14 protein-coding genes and 1 pseudogene are annotated in these 15,844 nt (G+C 42.7%); 3 read left to right on the plus strand and 12 right to left on the minus strand.

The features are described 5' to 3' along the window. Positions 1-88: 88 nt before the first annotated feature. The 3 genes from H9628_RS08710 to H9628_RS08720 form a co-directional block, all read right to left on the minus strand. A complete protein-coding gene (locus H9628_RS08710; RefSeq protein WP_251833757.1) occupies positions 89-643 on the minus strand; it encodes a hypothetical protein in 555 nt (184 codons plus the stop codon). A 25-nt stretch (positions 644-668) separates the two neighbouring features. Continuing rightward, positions 669-3,056 (minus strand): TonB-dependent receptor, encoded by a 2,388-nt coding sequence (locus H9628_RS08715; RefSeq protein WP_251833758.1) that lies wholly within the window; start codon positions 3,054-3,056, stop codon positions 669-671. 86 nt (positions 3,057-3,142) lie between these two features. Then, on the minus strand, positions 3,143-3,466 hold the full coding sequence (locus H9628_RS08720; protein WP_251833759.1) for a hypothetical protein: 324 nt from the start codon (positions 3,464-3,466) through the stop codon (positions 3,143-3,145). 168 nt (positions 3,467-3,634) lie between these two features. Here H9628_RS08720 and pfkA point away from each other — a divergent pair, with 168 nt between their 5' ends. The 3 genes from pfkA to H9628_RS08735 all read left to right on the plus strand — a co-directional run bounded on the left by pfkA (position 3,635) and on the right by H9628_RS08735 (position 6,655). After that, positions 3,635-4,621: a 6-phosphofructokinase gene (pfkA, locus tag H9628_RS08725; RefSeq protein ID WP_251833760.1), complete on the plus strand. Its 987-nt coding sequence runs from the start codon at positions 3,635-3,637 to the stop codon at positions 4,619-4,621. Positions 4,622-4,663: 42 nt separating this feature from the next. Then, positions 4,664-5,668, plus strand: coding sequence for a type I glyceraldehyde-3-phosphate dehydrogenase (gap, locus tag H9628_RS08730; RefSeq protein ID WP_251833761.1), 1,005 nt, complete (start codon positions 4,664-4,666; stop codon positions 5,666-5,668). Positions 5,669-5,863: 195 nt separating this feature from the next. After that, positions 5,864-6,655, plus strand: coding sequence for a response regulator transcription factor (locus H9628_RS08735; protein ID WP_251833762.1), 792 nt, complete (start codon positions 5,864-5,866; stop codon positions 6,653-6,655). Positions 6,656-6,731: 76 nt separating this feature from the next. Here the strand turns inward: H9628_RS08735 and H9628_RS08740 are convergent, their stop codons facing one another. From H9628_RS08740 to aceA, 9 genes and pseudogenes are all read right to left on the minus strand, one after another. After that, on the minus strand, positions 6,732-9,605 hold the full coding sequence (locus H9628_RS08740; protein ID WP_251833763.1) for an alpha-amylase family glycosyl hydrolase: 2,874 nt from the start codon (positions 9,603-9,605) through the stop codon (positions 6,732-6,734). 137 nt (positions 9,606-9,742) lie between these two features. Continuing rightward, a complete protein-coding gene (locus H9628_RS08745) occupies positions 9,743-10,465 on the minus strand; it encodes a DUF4230 domain-containing protein (protein ID WP_251833764.1) in 723 nt (240 codons plus the stop codon). A gap of 74 nt (positions 10,466-10,539) precedes the next feature. Beyond that, positions 10,540-11,079 carry a hypothetical protein gene (locus H9628_RS08750; protein WP_251833765.1) on the minus strand — a complete coding sequence of 180 codons (540 nt, stop codon included), beginning with the start codon at positions 11,077-11,079 and terminating at the stop codon, positions 10,540-10,542. Between the two features lie 14 nt (positions 11,080-11,093). Continuing rightward, positions 11,094-12,113 (minus strand): LuxE/PaaK family acyltransferase, encoded by a 1,020-nt coding sequence (locus H9628_RS08755; protein WP_251833766.1) that lies wholly within the window; start codon positions 12,111-12,113, stop codon positions 11,094-11,096. 49 nt (positions 12,114-12,162) lie between these two features. Then, positions 12,163-12,543 (minus strand): annotated as a pseudogene (locus H9628_RS08760) (GxxExxY protein). A gap of 17 nt (positions 12,544-12,560) precedes the next feature. Next, positions 12,561-13,355, minus strand: a complete 795-nt coding sequence (locus tag H9628_RS08765) for a UDP-2,3-diacylglucosamine diphosphatase (RefSeq protein ID WP_251833767.1) — start codon at positions 13,353-13,355, stop codon at positions 12,561-12,563. A gap of 12 nt (positions 13,356-13,367) precedes the next feature. Next, positions 13,368-13,823 (minus strand): 6-pyruvoyl trahydropterin synthase family protein, encoded by a 456-nt coding sequence (locus H9628_RS08770; RefSeq protein WP_251833768.1) that lies wholly within the window; start codon positions 13,821-13,823, stop codon positions 13,368-13,370. Positions 13,824-13,861: 38 nt separating this feature from the next. After that, positions 13,862-14,380 carry a ubiquitin-like protein gene (locus H9628_RS08775; RefSeq protein WP_251833769.1) on the minus strand — a complete coding sequence of 173 codons (519 nt, stop codon included), beginning with the start codon at positions 14,378-14,380 and terminating at the stop codon, positions 13,862-13,864. Between the two features lie 158 nt (positions 14,381-14,538). Beyond that, a complete protein-coding gene (gene aceA, locus H9628_RS08780) occupies positions 14,539-15,825 on the minus strand; it encodes an isocitrate lyase (protein WP_251833770.1) in 1,287 nt (428 codons plus the stop codon). Between the last annotated feature and the right edge of the window lie 19 nt (positions 15,826-15,844).

Consider the following 15,844-nt stretch of genomic DNA (forward strand, 5'->3'; position numbering starts at 1 on the left):
TTATTAAATTAAAATGTTTAAAAGCCACAAATTAAAGCAATGGAACCGAACAAATGGTGCTTTGCCGCAATGTATTGCAAAGTTTTACCTAATTAAAACCAATGCTCGCATTCACGTCCGCCTCGCCGCCGGTGGTTTTCCCCTGCTGATCGTCTGCTGAGGGATAATTTTCCTCGATGCTCGCCGGCTGATGGATAAGTTTGATGTTCACGGTTCCGTGTCCGGCTGATGTCACTGTCCATTCAGTCTTTAGACCAACTTTTTTCCCGTCGGTTCTCACCGTATCATCATTTGACCTTTTTACTTTCACGGCAGCACCGGAAAACGCAAAAGTGATGTAATGTTCGTCCTTTTCATCAATGATATCATCATTCACGCTGTGGTAATGGTCATCGTGTTTCACCTCAAAATCAAGATCCACGAGATAGGTTTTTCCCAGTTCAAGATTTAGATTTTTATCGGCTTTCCCGCTGATATAGCTGATTATCTGTTCATCCGCCAGGTTCTCTATATTGATGAGTTTCACGGTAAGTTTTTCGATTTCATTGTGCTCGTGAATATCTTCCGGAATCTCATTATTCCGGCATGAAAAGAGCGTCAGAACGGTGATTAAAGCGAATATGGTTTTGAATGGATTTTTCATTTTTAAATATTTTGTTGTTTTAAGTCTAAAATTTGAATTGGATTGTAGCCACAAAGTTCCGGCCCGGCTCAGGCATAAAAAACCGCAGGCGGTTCAGGTACTCGCGGTACTCGGCATTGAAAATATTATTTATCCTGAAATTGAAATTGATGTTTTTGAATAAATCAACACCCAGAGCCGCATTAAAAACCGTGTACAAAGGTGGCGGCGTGCTGTAATCTACTTCTTTCGTCACCACATTTCCGTTTTCGATGAATGTCACATTGACATTTCGCACAGGGAATCGTTTTTGCCGGAAAACACTTTCGTTTTCAAGCCTTAGATAAAATCCGGATTTACCTTTGAAATTATACTCAATTGAATTTCGCCAGTTGGCGGGCATCATCAAAATCAATGGCTCATTTGTCGAAAGATCGTCGCCACGCAGAGCGCTGAAAGAAGAAATCAATTTTAACTGATCTGAAAAAGAAAGCTGCGCGTCTGCATCAATCCCAAAAATCCTGGCTTTCACCTGCTGAAAAGTCCAAACGCTGAACGCTCCACCACGGTTGGAATCCTGAAATCCGGTCGGAACCTGATTTATAAACGAGTCCGAGTACAGCAGATACGGATTTGCCTCCAAAGTGAAACCGCCCAGCACATCAGCTTTCCAAAGCGCTGAAAGATTCAGGCTGAAGATTTCTTCTTTGTTGATACGTAAATCACCTTTTTCGATGATCGCGGCAGAATGATGAAGCCCATCGGCAAAAAGTTCGGCCGCATTCGGGGCACGCTCTGTTCGGGAAAGATTAAATTTAATGTCCAGATTGTTTACTGGCTTATAATTCAGTCCAAGATTTGCAGAAAAATTGTGATAATCAAGGACGGGTCTCGCCAGAACGCGGCTGTCATTCTCACTTATAAAAAACTTCGCAAACAGCGCGGCATACTTTTCATCCCATTCAGATCCGTCATAATATTTATAGGAATCGAATCTGCTGAAATCGTAACGCGCGCCGGCTTCCGTGCTGAGTTTTGGGTTCAATCTGTATTTAAAGACAGAAAAAACACCCGCGTCATAACGGTAATAATCCGGTATCAAGCGCCTCGCTTTCGTAGCCGGATCCGGGGAATTATCCTGAATTGAACCGGAAACTCCACTTTCCAAAGACCAGTTTGCACGCTCCAGTAGATGATTTAAAGTTGCGCTTTGTGTAATAAGACGCATATCCATCGAGGGAAGTTCATTCAGTTCGCCGCGCCTTACGTCAAATTCTTTCCGATCGTTGAGCTGAAAACTATACTGAAAAGACAGCTTGCCGATCTCCGAGAACCTTTTGTACGCGGCAATCTTAGCAATATGATGACGCACATCCTGACGCGGGTTCAGGATATCGTAACTGAAATTATCCAGATAAAAAGGCTGCCCAAAATTTGTGGCTAAATAATAATCTTCAGCACCACCCAAATGCGCACCCCTAAAAATCCCGAAATTCTGCTGAATAACGCTGTAGGACACATTGAAACCTTCCGCAAAAGCCTGTCTACCCGCTGAAAAATTAAATGAACTCACCTCCGCGCCAGTATTCTGCAAAGTGTGCCCCGGAACGTACTGGTCACCGAGCTTTTTATACGCGCCACCGGCTTTTACAAACCACTGGTTATCCCAGGTTTTGGCCGCGTCTGCCCCAACTTCGCCACCGCGACCGTTCGATATGCCCGAAAATTTCACGCTTCCCTGCACGGTATCTTTGCGGGCGATAACCGCCGGTTCCAAGACCACTACGCCACCTACACTTTCGTTGCCATATTTCAGTGCTGCTACACCTTTCACAACATCAATATGTTCAAACTGATTGATATCCACATTCGGTGCGTGCTCCACGCCCCATTCCTGCTCGGCCATCTTCACACCGTTATTTATAATTGAAACCCGGGTTCCGTATAATCCGTGAATGACTGGTTTCGAGATATTATTGCCGGTTTTAAGCGCCGTCACACCGGAAATACTGCTAAGCAAATTCCCCAGATTTTCAGTCGAATTCCTCGAAATATCTTGCTGTGAAAGGGTTTGGATCACAACCGAACCCATCTTCCGATGATTTCCATGTAAGGTCACAGCTTCGATGTCACCCGTGTGATGTTCGAGATGAATTATCAGATCGATATCTTTAGTAACATCCAAAACCTGGGAAAAAGGAGCACATTCCGGATGAGAAACTGTGAGTAGATGCGTACCCGCCGGTATATTTTTAAAAGTAAATCTACCTTTAGCATCTGAAACTGAAGCGCGTGTTCCCAACTGGATTTTAGCCTGTTTTAGAACCGTTTTATCGTGAAAATCGCGAACCGTCCCGGTTACCGAAAAGCTTTGCTGCGCGCCAACGTATGTAATTCCCAGGAGGAAAAACACCATTTTAAATATAAATTTCATTAAAAAAGTAATTGTAAACAGAAATCGCTCCTTTAGACAAAAGAGTGAATGATTTCCGTGCGGTTTGACATTAATTTAAATAAGCTTTAAACAATGTCAGTAGGCGGTCCGCGCAGGTAGCGGCAGATATGATTAAAATCAGCCTCAATATCAGCATACGTGAAAATTTGGGCGGGATTAAATTCTAATTTTTGAAGTTCGAAAGAGAAAGTTTCGGGAATAAAAGTATGTCCACTGTGCAAAAAGTGACACGATAAACACCCCGAATTTTCAGAAGCAAAAATGTGACCCGAAATATTTTTTTCGCTTGAATCCCCTTCCTGATAGCGCGGAAACGAACCTGTGTGGTGATGAAAACTTTGAGAAGCAAGGGCAACGAAGAGGTAAACTCCTAAAAACAGAGTTGACAAACCCATCTTTATTTTCCTGGCCCTAAACATAGCGCGAAGATAGTGATTTTTTCGGAGAAAATCCGCGAGCGGGGCGGCAGGACTCTGCGCTTACAGACCAATCTTAACGGATCAAAACCTTCGGAATCTGAAGTAGATTTCGTAAATTTGTGCTGAAAATTTTTCTGTATGATTGAAAGTGCTGTAAAGAAAATTGCCGTTTTCACCTCAGGAGGTGACGCACCCGGAATGAACGCTGCACTGCGTGCTGTGGTACGTACGGCGAACCATTATAATCTGGAATGTTACGGCGTTCGTGAAGGCTACAATGGTCTCATCAATAACGATTTTACCCGCATGGGTCCGCGGTCGGTGAAAAACATCATTACCGAAGGCGGTACGATCTTAAAATCAGCGCGATCGCTAGAGTTTAAAACCAAGGAAGGCCGCCAGGCTGCTTACGAAAACTGTAAGAAACTCGGTATCGATGCACTGGTATGCATCGGTGGTGACGGTACTTTCCGCGGGGCCAACATTTTTAATGAAGAGTTCGGAATTAAAGTCATCGGCGTTCCCGGCACCATTGACAACGACATTTTCGGCACAGACAATACGATCGGGTACGATACGGCACTGAACACCGCCATGGAAGCGATCGATAAAATTCGGGATACAGCCACTTCACACAACCGCGTATTTTTTGTGGAAGTGATGGGCCGTGATGCAGGATTTATCGCACTGAACAGTGGTCTGGCTACAGGTGCGATAGACATCCTTATTCCAGAGCAAAAAGACAGCATTGAAGACCTTTTCAGAACATTTGAAAGAGCAGAAAAGGCAGGAAAAGCTTCGAGTATCGTGGTTGTGGCAGAAGGTGAAAAGCTGGGCAGCATTTACGATTTGGCAAAAGCTACAAAAGCCGGCTTCCCGGATTATGATATTCGCGTGGCGGTACTTGGACACATCCAGCGCGGTGGTTCGCCAAGCTGTGCGGACAGAGTCTTGGCAAGTCAGCTGGGTTATGCAGCTGTGGTTGGACTGATGGAAGGCCGGACAAATGTAATGGCCGGATTAAAATCTAATCAAATCGTGTATACGCCAATTGAAGAAGCCATCAAAAAGCATAACGAGATTGACCCGGGACTGCTGAAGATCTCAGAGATCCTTGCTATTTAATTTTTCTTCAAATTCTTTTTAATCATTAATAAATAAAATAATATGTCAACAATCAAAGTAGGAATCAACGGATTTGGTAGAATTGGCCGTTTGGTTTTCAGAGCCATGACCGAGAGAGAAAACATCGAGGTGGTGGGAATCAACGACCTTATCGATGCTAAATATATGGCGTACATGCTGAAATATGATTCAGTTCACGGCCAGTTTACAGGCGAAGTTTCCGTAGAAGGTAATGACCTCATCGTAAACGGAAAGAAAATTCGCGTAACCGCTGAGAAAGACCCGAACAATCTGAAATGGAACGAAGTAGGCGCAGAATACATCGTAGAGTCTACCGGTTTGTTTCTCAGCAAAGAAGCTGCGCAGGCGCACATCAACGCAGGTGCTAAAAAAGTGATTCTTTCTGCTCCGTCAAAGGATGATACACCGATGTTCGTAATGGGTGTTAACCACAAAGATTTGACCGACGATATCAAAATTTTCTCAAACGCGTCCTGTACCACGAACTGTCTGGCACCGTTAGCAAAGGTTGTTCACGATAATTTCGGGATTGTAGAAGGTCTTATGACAACTGTTCATGCAACTACTGCAACGCAGAAAACTGTTGACGGTCCATCAATGAAAGACTGGAGAGGCGGACGTTCGGCTTTGAACAACATCATCCCTTCTTCTACAGGTGCAGCAAAAGCGGTAGGGAAAGTAATTCCTGCGCTGAACGGTAAACTTACAGGGATGTCTTTCCGCGTTCCTACCGCAGACGTTTCTGTTGTTGACCTTACAGTAAGACTTGAAAAACCAACTTCATACGAAGAAATCTGCGCAGCAATGAAAGCAGCTTCTGAAGGCGAACTGAAAGGAATCTTAGGCTATACAGAAGACGCAGTAGTATCTCAGGACTTCGTAGGTGAGAAGAGGACTTCAGTTTTCGATAAAGACGCAGGGATCATGCTTTCACCAACTTTCGTGAAACTGGTTTCATGGTATGATAACGAAATGGGCTACTCAAACAAGTTAGCTGACCTTTTGGTTCACTCAGCCAGTCTCTAAAAAAAACATTTTTCGCTGAAACATGACAAAACCTTCCGGATTCTGGAAGGTTTTTTCATCATTGTGTGTTTTATGGGATAAAGCTCCCATGGTTATTAGTTGGACAAAGATGGTAATAAATTCTTAGCAATCATATCCCCCTTTTGTGGTATTTTTAACATTAAAATTGCTAATTTTAAACCAAATAGTTATCGAATGGCTAAAAATAACATAAGTGCCGATGTTCATGTACTTACGAAAGTCTGGAAAAGTGAACCCGAACTTTTTGATCTGGATGTGCCTGTTGCCCAGACTGAACCTCCTCTGGAAAGTGTTTTTGCCGATTATTTCTCGCTCGGGCCTTACTATTATTATGTGCTAAGCCTGCCAGGCAGTACGCTCTCTCACCATCATAAAAACATTCTTGATATGCATGGATTAGAAGAGTTGCCGCAGACGCTTTCAGAAATCATTGACCTGATTCATCCCGATGATCTACAGTTTGTGGTGGAAGCAGAAAAGATGTCGTACCAGAAAGTGCGGGAAATCGGACTTTCACATGTGCTGAATTTAAAGACCAGCTATTGTTTCCGAATGCGGACAGGAAAAGATACATATGAATTATTCCACCACCAGGCGATCCACACCTTGCAGTCTGATGACGGCAGCATTTTGCAGGCAGTGAATATCCATACAAACATTCAGCACATTACCGGTAAGAATCCGTATACAGTCTTGATTACCGGCGTTGGCGGCCGCACAGATTTTCACCAGTTACAGTATAAAGCGATCCAACATGAATCCGCGCCCGATTATTGTAAACTTACGGCCCGTGAAACTGAGATTCTGCTTCATATCGCTCATGGGCACTCGGCTGTTGAAATCGCGAAAATGCTTCATATTTCCGAGCATACCGTAAAAAGTCACCGCAAAAACATCATTGACAAGATGCAGGTACGCAACTCGCGTGATCTGATTCGCAAAGCGGTTGAGTTGGCAATCATTTAATTGAAATCTAAAATATCGAATAAAAAAAACCGGCTTAGAAAATTCTAAACCGGTTTTTTTAAGTAATTAAAGAAATCTACTTCACAATCATTTTGGCAACCGCAGTTCCCTGATCTGATTTTAATTGAATTAAATATAAACCAGTTTTCAGACCGGACACCGAAATATTCTCAATGCCATTTGTTTTGCTAAGCTTAGCGGTCTTTACAAGTGATCCAGAGAGATCATAAATATAAACCGCACCGTTTTTCGCATTTGTATAGTTCAATACTGCATTTCCGTTGCTCACAGGGTTTTGAGCAAGGCGCAGCGAAACCGTGTTTTTGTTTGAAGCACTTTCATCTGTAGCAAGGCCGGATGCGTTCCCGAAAATCCTGAATCCGCCCGGTTCTATGGTGATTGGCGCGGCCGTGTCTGTCACACCAAAAGACGTTTCATCCATCAGATTCACCCAGTTGCCCGCGTATGGGAAGTTCGGAACAATATTTTGAGCAGTGAGTGTAAAGTTTGCAAGAATCACCACATTCTTCAGTGAAGACGAAGGCAAATTGTTGTCGTAAATATAAATTCTCGGCATCAGATTGCCCGATTCTACATTGAAAGTTTTGGTATTGAAAACGGCATTTGTCAACCGCAGTTCCAATATTTTAGCCCACGTATCATACACAGATTTTCTCGCCGCGTCAGAGTCGTATCCAAGACCAAAAGCGGTAGGTTTCGGACTGAGTTTACAGTCGCCCGGCAACGCATCACCTTCTGTATTTACAGTCACGCCGTCTTCACACGTGTAGATACTCTTATCAAAACCAAGTTCTGCAAACTGCCAGATCATCTTAGGTCCCGGAACGGTGAGAAATACCGCTCCGTAAGCCTTTTGACGCTGCAGCGCGTTAGCAAGTGTGCGCGTGCTGTATTCCGGACTAGTTGCACCGAAAGTGATATTTTTGTACATCAGTCTTTCTTCATCATGACTTTCTCCGTAGCTCATTGCGCGGCGCTCTGCAAAACCGTGCGCCTCATAATCTACCCGACTGAAGTTACTGTTGGCGGCAAAGCCCATCGTGTTTTGGTTGTACGGATTGGTCTGCTTGTCCCACATCATTATTCCTTTGCCTTCACCCACGCGGTAGTTGGCCCACTGCGCTTCCTCAGAATCGGTTCCAAGGTGCTCGAAAATGATATATGACGAAGGATCATAAGACCATTGGTTGTCTGCATACGCGCGAAGGATGTTCACACGATCCTGCTGATATTGGTTTGTACAGGCATCATCACCGGCAGTACAGTTTTGTGTAAATCCTTTGGTAAGGTCCCAACGGAAACCATCGATCTTGTATTCTTTGATCCACTGTTCCAAAACGCGCTGTACGTAATATTTGGTTTCCGGTTTTGAGTGATTGAAATCATTAAAGACACTGTAAGAATGTCTCGCAATCTGATTGAAATAAGGATTATCTGCCGCCGGATCTCCGAATCCGTCACCATCAGGATCGATCATCCACATTCTTTCAAGAGGATTTCGGCCGGTAGCATGGTTGAACGCTACATCCAGGATAACCGCAATCCCGTTTTGGTGACATAAGTCTATGAATTCTTTGAACTTCTCGGGCGTTCCGTACGCTTTGTCAAGTGCATAATGGAAAGCGGTGTTGTATCCCCAGGAATTATTTCCGTCAAATTCCATCACAGGCATCAACTCAATCGCATTGATTTTCAAAGATTTTAAATATGAAATTTTGTCAATAAGAGACTGCCAGGTTTTTTCAGGCGTAAAATCTCTTACGAGCAATTCATAAACAATTAAATTTTCCTTCGCCGGTTTAACAAAGTTGTTTACTGCCCACGGATAGGCAGGTTTTGCAGTTTGGATCACCGAAACTTCAAAATCCTGACCTGCCGGATATTGCGGAAGATCAGGATAAACCGTTGCATTCTGGTTGATATAAGGATCATCATACGGTGATAAAACCAAGGGCGAATAAGGATCCGCAACTTTTATTCCGTCTGCCGTTCTGTACTGGAAGGTATAGATCTGCTGTGGCGTGAGGCCGGTAATCTCAATCCAGTAAAGATTAGAATTTGTGGTATCTCGCTTCATTAAATAATTTCCGCTTACCGTCCAGTTATTGAAACTGCCAATCACGTGAACATACGCTTTGCCGGGCGCATACAGCGCGAGGCCAACTTTGGTAGCGTCAGCCGGATCGTAGTTGATACCCTGTCTCATATAGGCCGGCATGGGTGCCGAATCTACAGGTAACGCAAGCGAAACCGTGAAAAACTTCGTGACACTGGAACCATCTCCCGGACTTGTCGCAGTAACCTCTATCGTGGCATCCTGCGTCACCGTGTACGCATAATTTAAAGCTGTAGAAGCGCTCGAACTCGCGTAAACCGTGGTTCCATTGGCTTTAATAGTGTAATTCGCGGCAAGTGAAGATGTGCCGGTAATGTTGATCACAGAACCTATATTTACCACATTGGTGCTTCCGGGCAGCGGATTGGTAAGGTTAAACTGGAACTTACCTACATTAAGCACAATGTCCTGCGACTGCACAGAGCCGTTCACTGTTTTTACCAGAAATCCAATTTTTGAAAGCGGTTTCGGACGGTTTCCGTAGAAGGATTTCACAGTGTTCATCGTAAACGTATAAGTGCCGGTGCTTCCGGAACTTGACACATACGTTAGCTTATTTGCAGGGTTTGAGGCCGTCCAGGTCCCGTTTGTAGGACTGTCAGCCTGCACATTATCTGAGTCATAAGACCATGCCCAGAGGTAAAGCGCATGCGACGTCGCAACATCAAAAGCGGTCTCATTCACACTAAAAGTAACCGTAACAGATTCTGTTTCGTTAAATGTCGGCGGGTTCACCGAATAGGAAATCACCTGCTGCGCTACCGCAAAATAAGGCACTAGCAGCGCTAAAAGCAGCGTATAAAAATATTTCATATAAAATTAATTTAAGCAGTAAAAATACTAAATCTTAAATAGATTCGTCATTACGTATGAATACTTTATAAGCATAACTCAGTGCGGGGAAAATAGCATTAAAAAAGGAAAGAGCCAGCTGAAAATGAGGAGAAATCTTAGTTTTTTGTGTAGTGATCATTAAGCAGCAATCTGCTTTCTGAAATTTTCACAGGATTATCGAGCGAGAAGTTGCGGCCTGCTAAAAGTTCGGTGAGCAAAGTGCGCATCTGTTCGGCGGCGATGTTCGGGAGATTTGATTTTTGGGCAGCGTCAATGACCTGTCTCTTGCCATTCTGCTGAATTTTAGCAAGGTCTTCTTTACTGAAAAGGTTGAAGAATTGTTCTTCGATGTTATAATATTTGTAATCGGTTTCGGTGGAAAGAATTTCAGGAGCCGGAAATTCCAGCAGGCGGACACGGCGGTTTTCTTCGTCGAGCTCCCATTTTAGCTTATCGAAATCATAGCCAACCAAAACTTTTGCCTGAACAATGACCAGCGCTTTCTTCTTAGACGGAAAAAATTTGAGAAGTTTCGTGGTTTCCTCGTAGTTATAAATTTCATTGAAATGGCCTTCTGCGGAAACGATTTTGAAGACTTTGCGCATGCTTTCAGCAATAGTGTGCGAACTTTCCGTTACCACAGGCGCCGCCGAACTACTGTTTCTGGTAGCCAAAAAAGCGATAGCACCGCCCAGCGCAAGACCGATGATCAACATCAAAAGTGTGGTGAGCGAACTGGTGGATGAACTTTGAGCCATCTGATAAAATAAAAACACCAGAAACAGGGCTAAAACTGCCGTAACAGAAATGATCGTGACCTTTAATTTGTTGATTTTCATGGCTGATGGATTGGCCTCAAGTTGCCGCACCCGATTTCTAAGCAAAATAAGTGCAAAAGATTCAGCCAGGCGATCTATTTACCGCCCGAAAACTTCGGAGGAAGGATGAGTTCCTCAAATTTACCTTTTACTTCGAGTTTTTTATAGTAGAAATTGCGCGCCATTGTTTTCAGCATCAGATCTTTATCTACCAGGTTCCAGAAGTTTTCAGTGTGGACCAGGCCGGGTTTTCTTACCTCGTGAAAAATCGTTTGCCAGTTGTCAGGATTATGATCAAATTCTACGATGCCGCAGTGTGGCGGTATTTCCTCAGGTTTTATCATACCCATTGGCAGTAAAAAACTGAATTTGTTGCAGATGTAATCGCCGCAGGAAATTTTGTCGTGTTTGAGGAATTTCTCGGTCGTTTTAGCGTTTTGATATTTCTTTTTAAAGTCGTTTTTGAAGTCGCTGCGCGAAAGTTTAATCTCAAACTCATGGCTGAAACCTTCAGTATTTACCACAAGAATATCGGCTTCCCAGTCTGAATGGAAATGATTGGTGAGCACCAGATCTTTTTCGAAATCGCAGAATCGGGAAATGAAATTATAGGTAAGTTCTTCTACTTTAATCATTTAAATAAAACACTTTAAGAAACCAAAAGACTGCAGCCGCGGATATCGGAATGGTCAATCCTGCCCAAGATCTGGAATTTGTCACGGCGAAGAACCGGAGCACATGAAGCAATCTCAACATCATTTAGGGTTTTACCCAGATCCTGCGTCGCAATGAAACTGCACGAATGTCGGTTGGCCAGATCGATAATATTCACCGCGCCGGTTCGCCCGGCTTCAATGTAAGAAAACGGATCTTCAGTATTGCGGATCAGCACGCGCATCCAGGGCGGACATTCATAAATATTCTGGCCTAATGAATATGCCTGCGAAAGCAATTCGGTCATCGAATATTCTGAATAAATCTGCTCTGTTCCGAAGCCTTGCTGCACAGTTTTAAGCAACTGATCCTTAGTCATTTCTTCCTTGCGGCCTTTCATTCCGCCAGTTTCTATCACAGTGAGATTTGATGAAGAGTTTAGTTGCAGCTGATTCTCGTTTAAATAATCAAGAAAATCCAGCAGTGCAAACGAAACTCCGAAAAGAAGCACCTTTTTGTCCCGTAAAGTTTGTAGCAAGCTAAAAAGTTCGCGGTGATTATACAGGAAATAACCGTTTTCAGGCTTAGCTGATTGCTTCATCAGAAAATTGACCATGTAAATTAAAGAAGAATGCGGATTTTCGGAATAATTCGGCAGAAGACCCAGGAAAATATAGTCTTCAGGTTTCCCGATGAATTGCGCGAAACTTTTGTAAATACTTTGTTCGTAAAGTCCAAAATCAGCGATAAAATGCCGCGAACGCGTCATTTGCGTGGTTCCGGAGCTCTGAAAATAGCGGTCTGCAGTGCTATTTTGGTCTAAAACCGTGTGATTCTTAAACATCTCAATGGGCAGAAACGGAATCTTTTCCACCGCATTAATTTCCGCCGGATTAATGTTCAGATAAGCTACAAACTTTCTGTAAACCTCCACATTTTCGTATTGATAGCGAAAGGTTTCGAGACAACTTTGCTGAAAGTCTGATTCGGTTTGTATGTTAAAAATATCTTGCATCTCTTTTTACCACTAAGTTCACAATGATTTTAACTAAGTACACAATGAACTATATATTTCCGTTGATCACCCGTTTTATTCCGTTTTTAAACAACAACATGTTAAAATTAATTAGCAAACCTAATTTGCAATGGCTTAATTTCAGATAAGTTAATACCTGCGCTAAATGAATATCGTTAAGCGCATCAACAGATTTTACTTCAATCACCACTTTTCTTTCAACCATTAGGTCTACTCTGTATCCTACATCCAACTTTACTTCCTCCTAAATGAGCGGCATTGGTTTCTGTTTTTCAATAAAAAGTCCAGATTTAAGAAGCTCAAAATAGAGGCATTCTTCATACGCTGATTCCAGGAGTCCGGGACCTAAAATCCTGTGTACTTTGAGACCTGCATCAAATATTACGCGCGAAATCTCATTTTCATTCATAACCGATCATTGTGGCCTTAGTGTAAATCCTTTTTACCATGGTGGTTATTATCGAAAGTATTCAAAAGAAAATCGATGCCATCAAAAACCCCAAAGGTAAAATAGGAAATCCAGTCGCCAAGGTTGATATATTTGGCCTTTCCGCCTTCTAAATCTAAAACCATCGGCAGGTGCCGGTGTCCGTAAATGAAGTAATCGATCTGTTCTGTCTTAAGTTTCTCCTTCGAATAGATGATCAAAAATTCCTTGTCTTCGCCCAAAAATTCTTTGTCTTCCTCGCCCGAAATCATTTTGTTTTTGGTAGAGAAATAGATCGCGACTTTCATCGCGATGTCGGGATGCAGCCAGCGGAAAGCCCATTGTGCCAAAGGATTCGTGAAAAGTTTTTTCATCCTTTTGTAGCCTTTATCACCGGGTCCCAAACCGTCGCCGTGCGCCAAAAGAAAGTTTCGGCCATTGATTTCGAAATATTGCTTTTCAAAAAAAACTTTGCAGCCAATCTCGTCTTCAAAATAGTTTTTCATCCACAGATCGTGGTTGCCAACAAACATAAAAAGTTCGATTCCGGCATCTTTAAGCTCCGCAAGTTTACCTAAAACACGCACGTAACCTTTGGGAATTACATGGTTCCATTCATGCCAGAAATCGAAAAGGTCGCCCATCAGGAAAAGGACTTGCGCATCACCTTTTATCTGGTCGAGCCAGCGGATAAATTTCTCCTCGCGAAATTTGCTCGCCTTTGCATCGGGCGCGCCAAAGTGCTGATCGGAAGCGAAATAGATTTTTTTTCCGGGCTGTAAATTAATCTTCATGCGGCTGCTGTCTTATCTGAAACCTACCTGATCTTCGGCAAACCATTCACCGTAGCTGTTTTCGGTTTCGTGTAGTTTTAAGTAAGCCAAACTCACGTCACCCGTAAGGCTTTTTTTAATTTTTTCGGCGATATCATAAAGCATGTTTTCGCACGTCGGCTGATAATCACAGAAAATCACTTTATGGCCTTTCGTTTCCAGATCTGAACCTAAATCTTTATGTGGCGAAGCTCCATTTACCAAAACCGCATGATCCCAGACATCGATGATTTCAGATTTTACAATCTTTTTGATATCGCCAAAATCTACCACCATACCGTTTTTTGGATGGTCCAGATCATCGATTGGCGTCCCCTTCACCGTTACGAAAAGTTTGTAGGAATGTCCGTGCATATTTTTGCACTTGCCATCGTAATTATAAAGTACGTGCGCGGTTTCGAAAGTGAAAATCTTGGTGATGCGTATCATGTTGCAAAGTTAAGATTTTTGAAGTCGAATTTTGAATTCTATTGAACGATAACTTTTTGCGAAGAATGATTGGTTTTAATGATATAATTTCCGCGCATCACTTTTACTAAGTCAATTTTGTTTTGACCGGTTTTAAGTTTACCTTCCATAATTTTTCGGCCGCTGCTGTCGAACAGATAAAACTGATCTTGCTTCTGACTGTTAATATAGAGTATTTCAGTAGCTGGATTAGGATAAATTTTAATGGTTGAGATCGTATTTTCTGTGCTGTTGAGAGTAGCATAAGTCATGGTCAGAACAGTTTCCTTCGGGATGTTATAATCAGCGAGGGTTCTTCCTTCTTCTAGAAATATCTGCCCAAAATATAACTGAATTATTTCAACAGGAATATCCATTTTGTCAGAAATTTTCGCTTTTAAGTTTTCAATCGTGTCATTGGCTTCTACCTCTAACGCAATCGTGTAACCATCCGGCGCTTTAACGAAAATTTGCATTGCGGAAACCGCCATTGACATTAAAAGAAGACCGGTAAAAAACAGTTTGTAAAGTATTTTCATTTTTTTTTGCAATAATAGGAAAAATCTACGCGGAAATCCACTGACATTGGGGGAAATTGCGAAACTGAACATTTATGCTTCAGCAAATCTCATGACCTTTCATAAAAAAAAGTCTTTCACGCAGAAAGACTTTTTTCAAATTACTTTTTAGAAGATTTTCAATGAAACTGATTGGCTTCAGTTGAGCCAGCCAAAGCGGTTGTGGATGAATTTCCATCGGTTACTACGGTTTGAACTTCATCAAAATAAGAAGTTCCTACAAAATTCTGGTGCTTCACGGCGCGGAAACCTTCTTTCTGCAGCGCGAACTCCCTTTCCTGAAGCTCGCTGTAACCTGCCATGCCGCGTTTTTTGTACGCCAAAGCCAATTCGAACATCGATGTATTCAGCGCGTGGAAGCCTGCAAGGGTAATGAACTGGAATTTGTAACCCATCGCCGCCAAATCTTCGCGGAAAGTTGCCATTTCCTCAACAGACAGTTTTGCTGCCCAATTGAACGAAGGTGAACAGTTGTAAGCCAACATTTTTCCGGGGAATTTCGCATGGATTCCTTCCGCAAACTTTCTCGCATAATCCAAATCAGGATTCGATGTTTCCATCCAAATTAAATCGGCGTAAGGTGCATAAGCCAAACCTCTGTCGATTCCCTGCTCCACTCCATTTTTCACTTCGTAAAAACCTTCAGAAGTTCTTTTTCCGGTCACGAATTTATGGTCTCTTTCGTCAATATCTGAAGTTAATAGATCTGCCGCATCGGCATCTGTTCTTGCAAGCAAAATTGTTGGAACTCCGCAAACATCGGCTGCCAAACGCGCTGCAATTAATTTATTGATTGCTTCCTGAGTTGGAACCAAAACTTTTCCCCCTAAATGTCCACATTTTTTTGCGGAAGACAATTGATCCTCGAAATGAACTCCGGCTGCACCGGCTTCTATCATTTGTTTCATCAACTCAAATGCATTTAAATTCCCACCAAAACCTGCTTCGGCATCGGCTACAATTGGAACTAGATATTCTTTACGATTTTCTTCGTCAATATTATTTACTGTTTGAATTTGATCCGCTCTTAATAAAGCGTTATTGATTCTTTTCACTACTGAAGGAACGGAATTCGCGGGATATAAACTTTGGTCAGGGTACATTTCTCCGGAAAGATTGGCATCTGCCGCAACCTGCCAACCGGAAAGATAAATGGCTTCCAAACCGGCATCCACTTCCTGTACGGCCTGATTTCCTGTAAGTGCGCCCAATCCGGCCACAAAATCCTGAGTGTTGAGTTTTTCCCATAATTTTTCAGACATCAATTTTGCAATGGTGTAATCGAGTTGGTAAGAACCTCTCAGTTTCAATACTTCTTCTGCGGAATATGGTCTTTCTACACCTTTCCATCTTGGGTTTTCGAGCCAGTCCTGTTCAAGCTGGCGAATTTGTTCCTGGTTTTTCATTGTATTTTGGATTTGGTTA

The organism is Kaistella pullorum (assembly GCF_014837035.1).
Lineage (GTDB): Bacteria > Bacteroidota > Bacteroidia > Flavobacteriales > Weeksellaceae > Kaistella > Kaistella rhinocerotis.

Excerpts from the sequence above, each read along its gene's own strand:
- H9628_RS08745 (WP_251833764.1), bottom strand. The coding sequence starts at position 10,465 with ATGAAAATCAACAAATTAAAGGTCACGATCATTTCTGTTACGGCAGTT.
- pfkA (WP_251833760.1), top strand. The coding sequence starts at position 3,635 with ATGATTGAAAGTGCTGTAAAGAAAATTGCCGTTTTCACCTCAGGAGGT.
- aceA (WP_251833770.1), bottom strand. The coding sequence starts at position 15,825 with ATGAAAAACCAGGAACAAATTCGCCAGCTTGAACAGGACTGGCTCGAA.
- H9628_RS08715 (WP_251833758.1), bottom strand. The coding sequence starts at position 3,056 with ATGAAATTTATATTTAAAATGGTGTTTTTCCTCCTGGGAATTACATAC.
- H9628_RS08710 (WP_251833757.1), bottom strand. The coding sequence starts at position 643 with ATGAAAAATCCATTCAAAACCATATTCGCTTTAATCACCGTTCTGACG.
- H9628_RS08755 (WP_251833766.1), bottom strand. The coding sequence starts at position 12,113 with ATGCAAGATATTTTTAACATACAAACCGAATCAGACTTTCAGCAAAGT.
- H9628_RS08765 (WP_251833767.1), bottom strand. The coding sequence starts at position 13,355 with ATGAAGATTAATTTACAGCCCGGAAAAAAAATCTATTTCGCTTCCGAT.
- H9628_RS08750 (WP_251833765.1), bottom strand. The coding sequence starts at position 11,079 with ATGATTAAAGTAGAAGAACTTACCTATAATTTCATTTCCCGATTCTGC.
- gap (WP_251833761.1), top strand. The coding sequence starts at position 4,664 with ATGTCAACAATCAAAGTAGGAATCAACGGATTTGGTAGAATTGGCCGT.
- H9628_RS08775 (WP_251833769.1), bottom strand. The coding sequence starts at position 14,380 with ATGAAAATACTTTACAAACTGTTTTTTACCGGTCTTCTTTTAATGTCA.
- H9628_RS08740 (WP_251833763.1), bottom strand. The coding sequence starts at position 9,605 with ATGAAATATTTTTATACGCTGCTTTTAGCGCTGCTAGTGCCTTATTTT.
- H9628_RS08735 (WP_251833762.1), top strand. The coding sequence starts at position 5,864 with ATGGCTAAAAATAACATAAGTGCCGATGTTCATGTACTTACGAAAGTC.
- H9628_RS08770 (WP_251833768.1), bottom strand. The coding sequence starts at position 13,823 with ATGATACGCATCACCAAGATTTTCACTTTCGAAACCGCGCACGTACTT.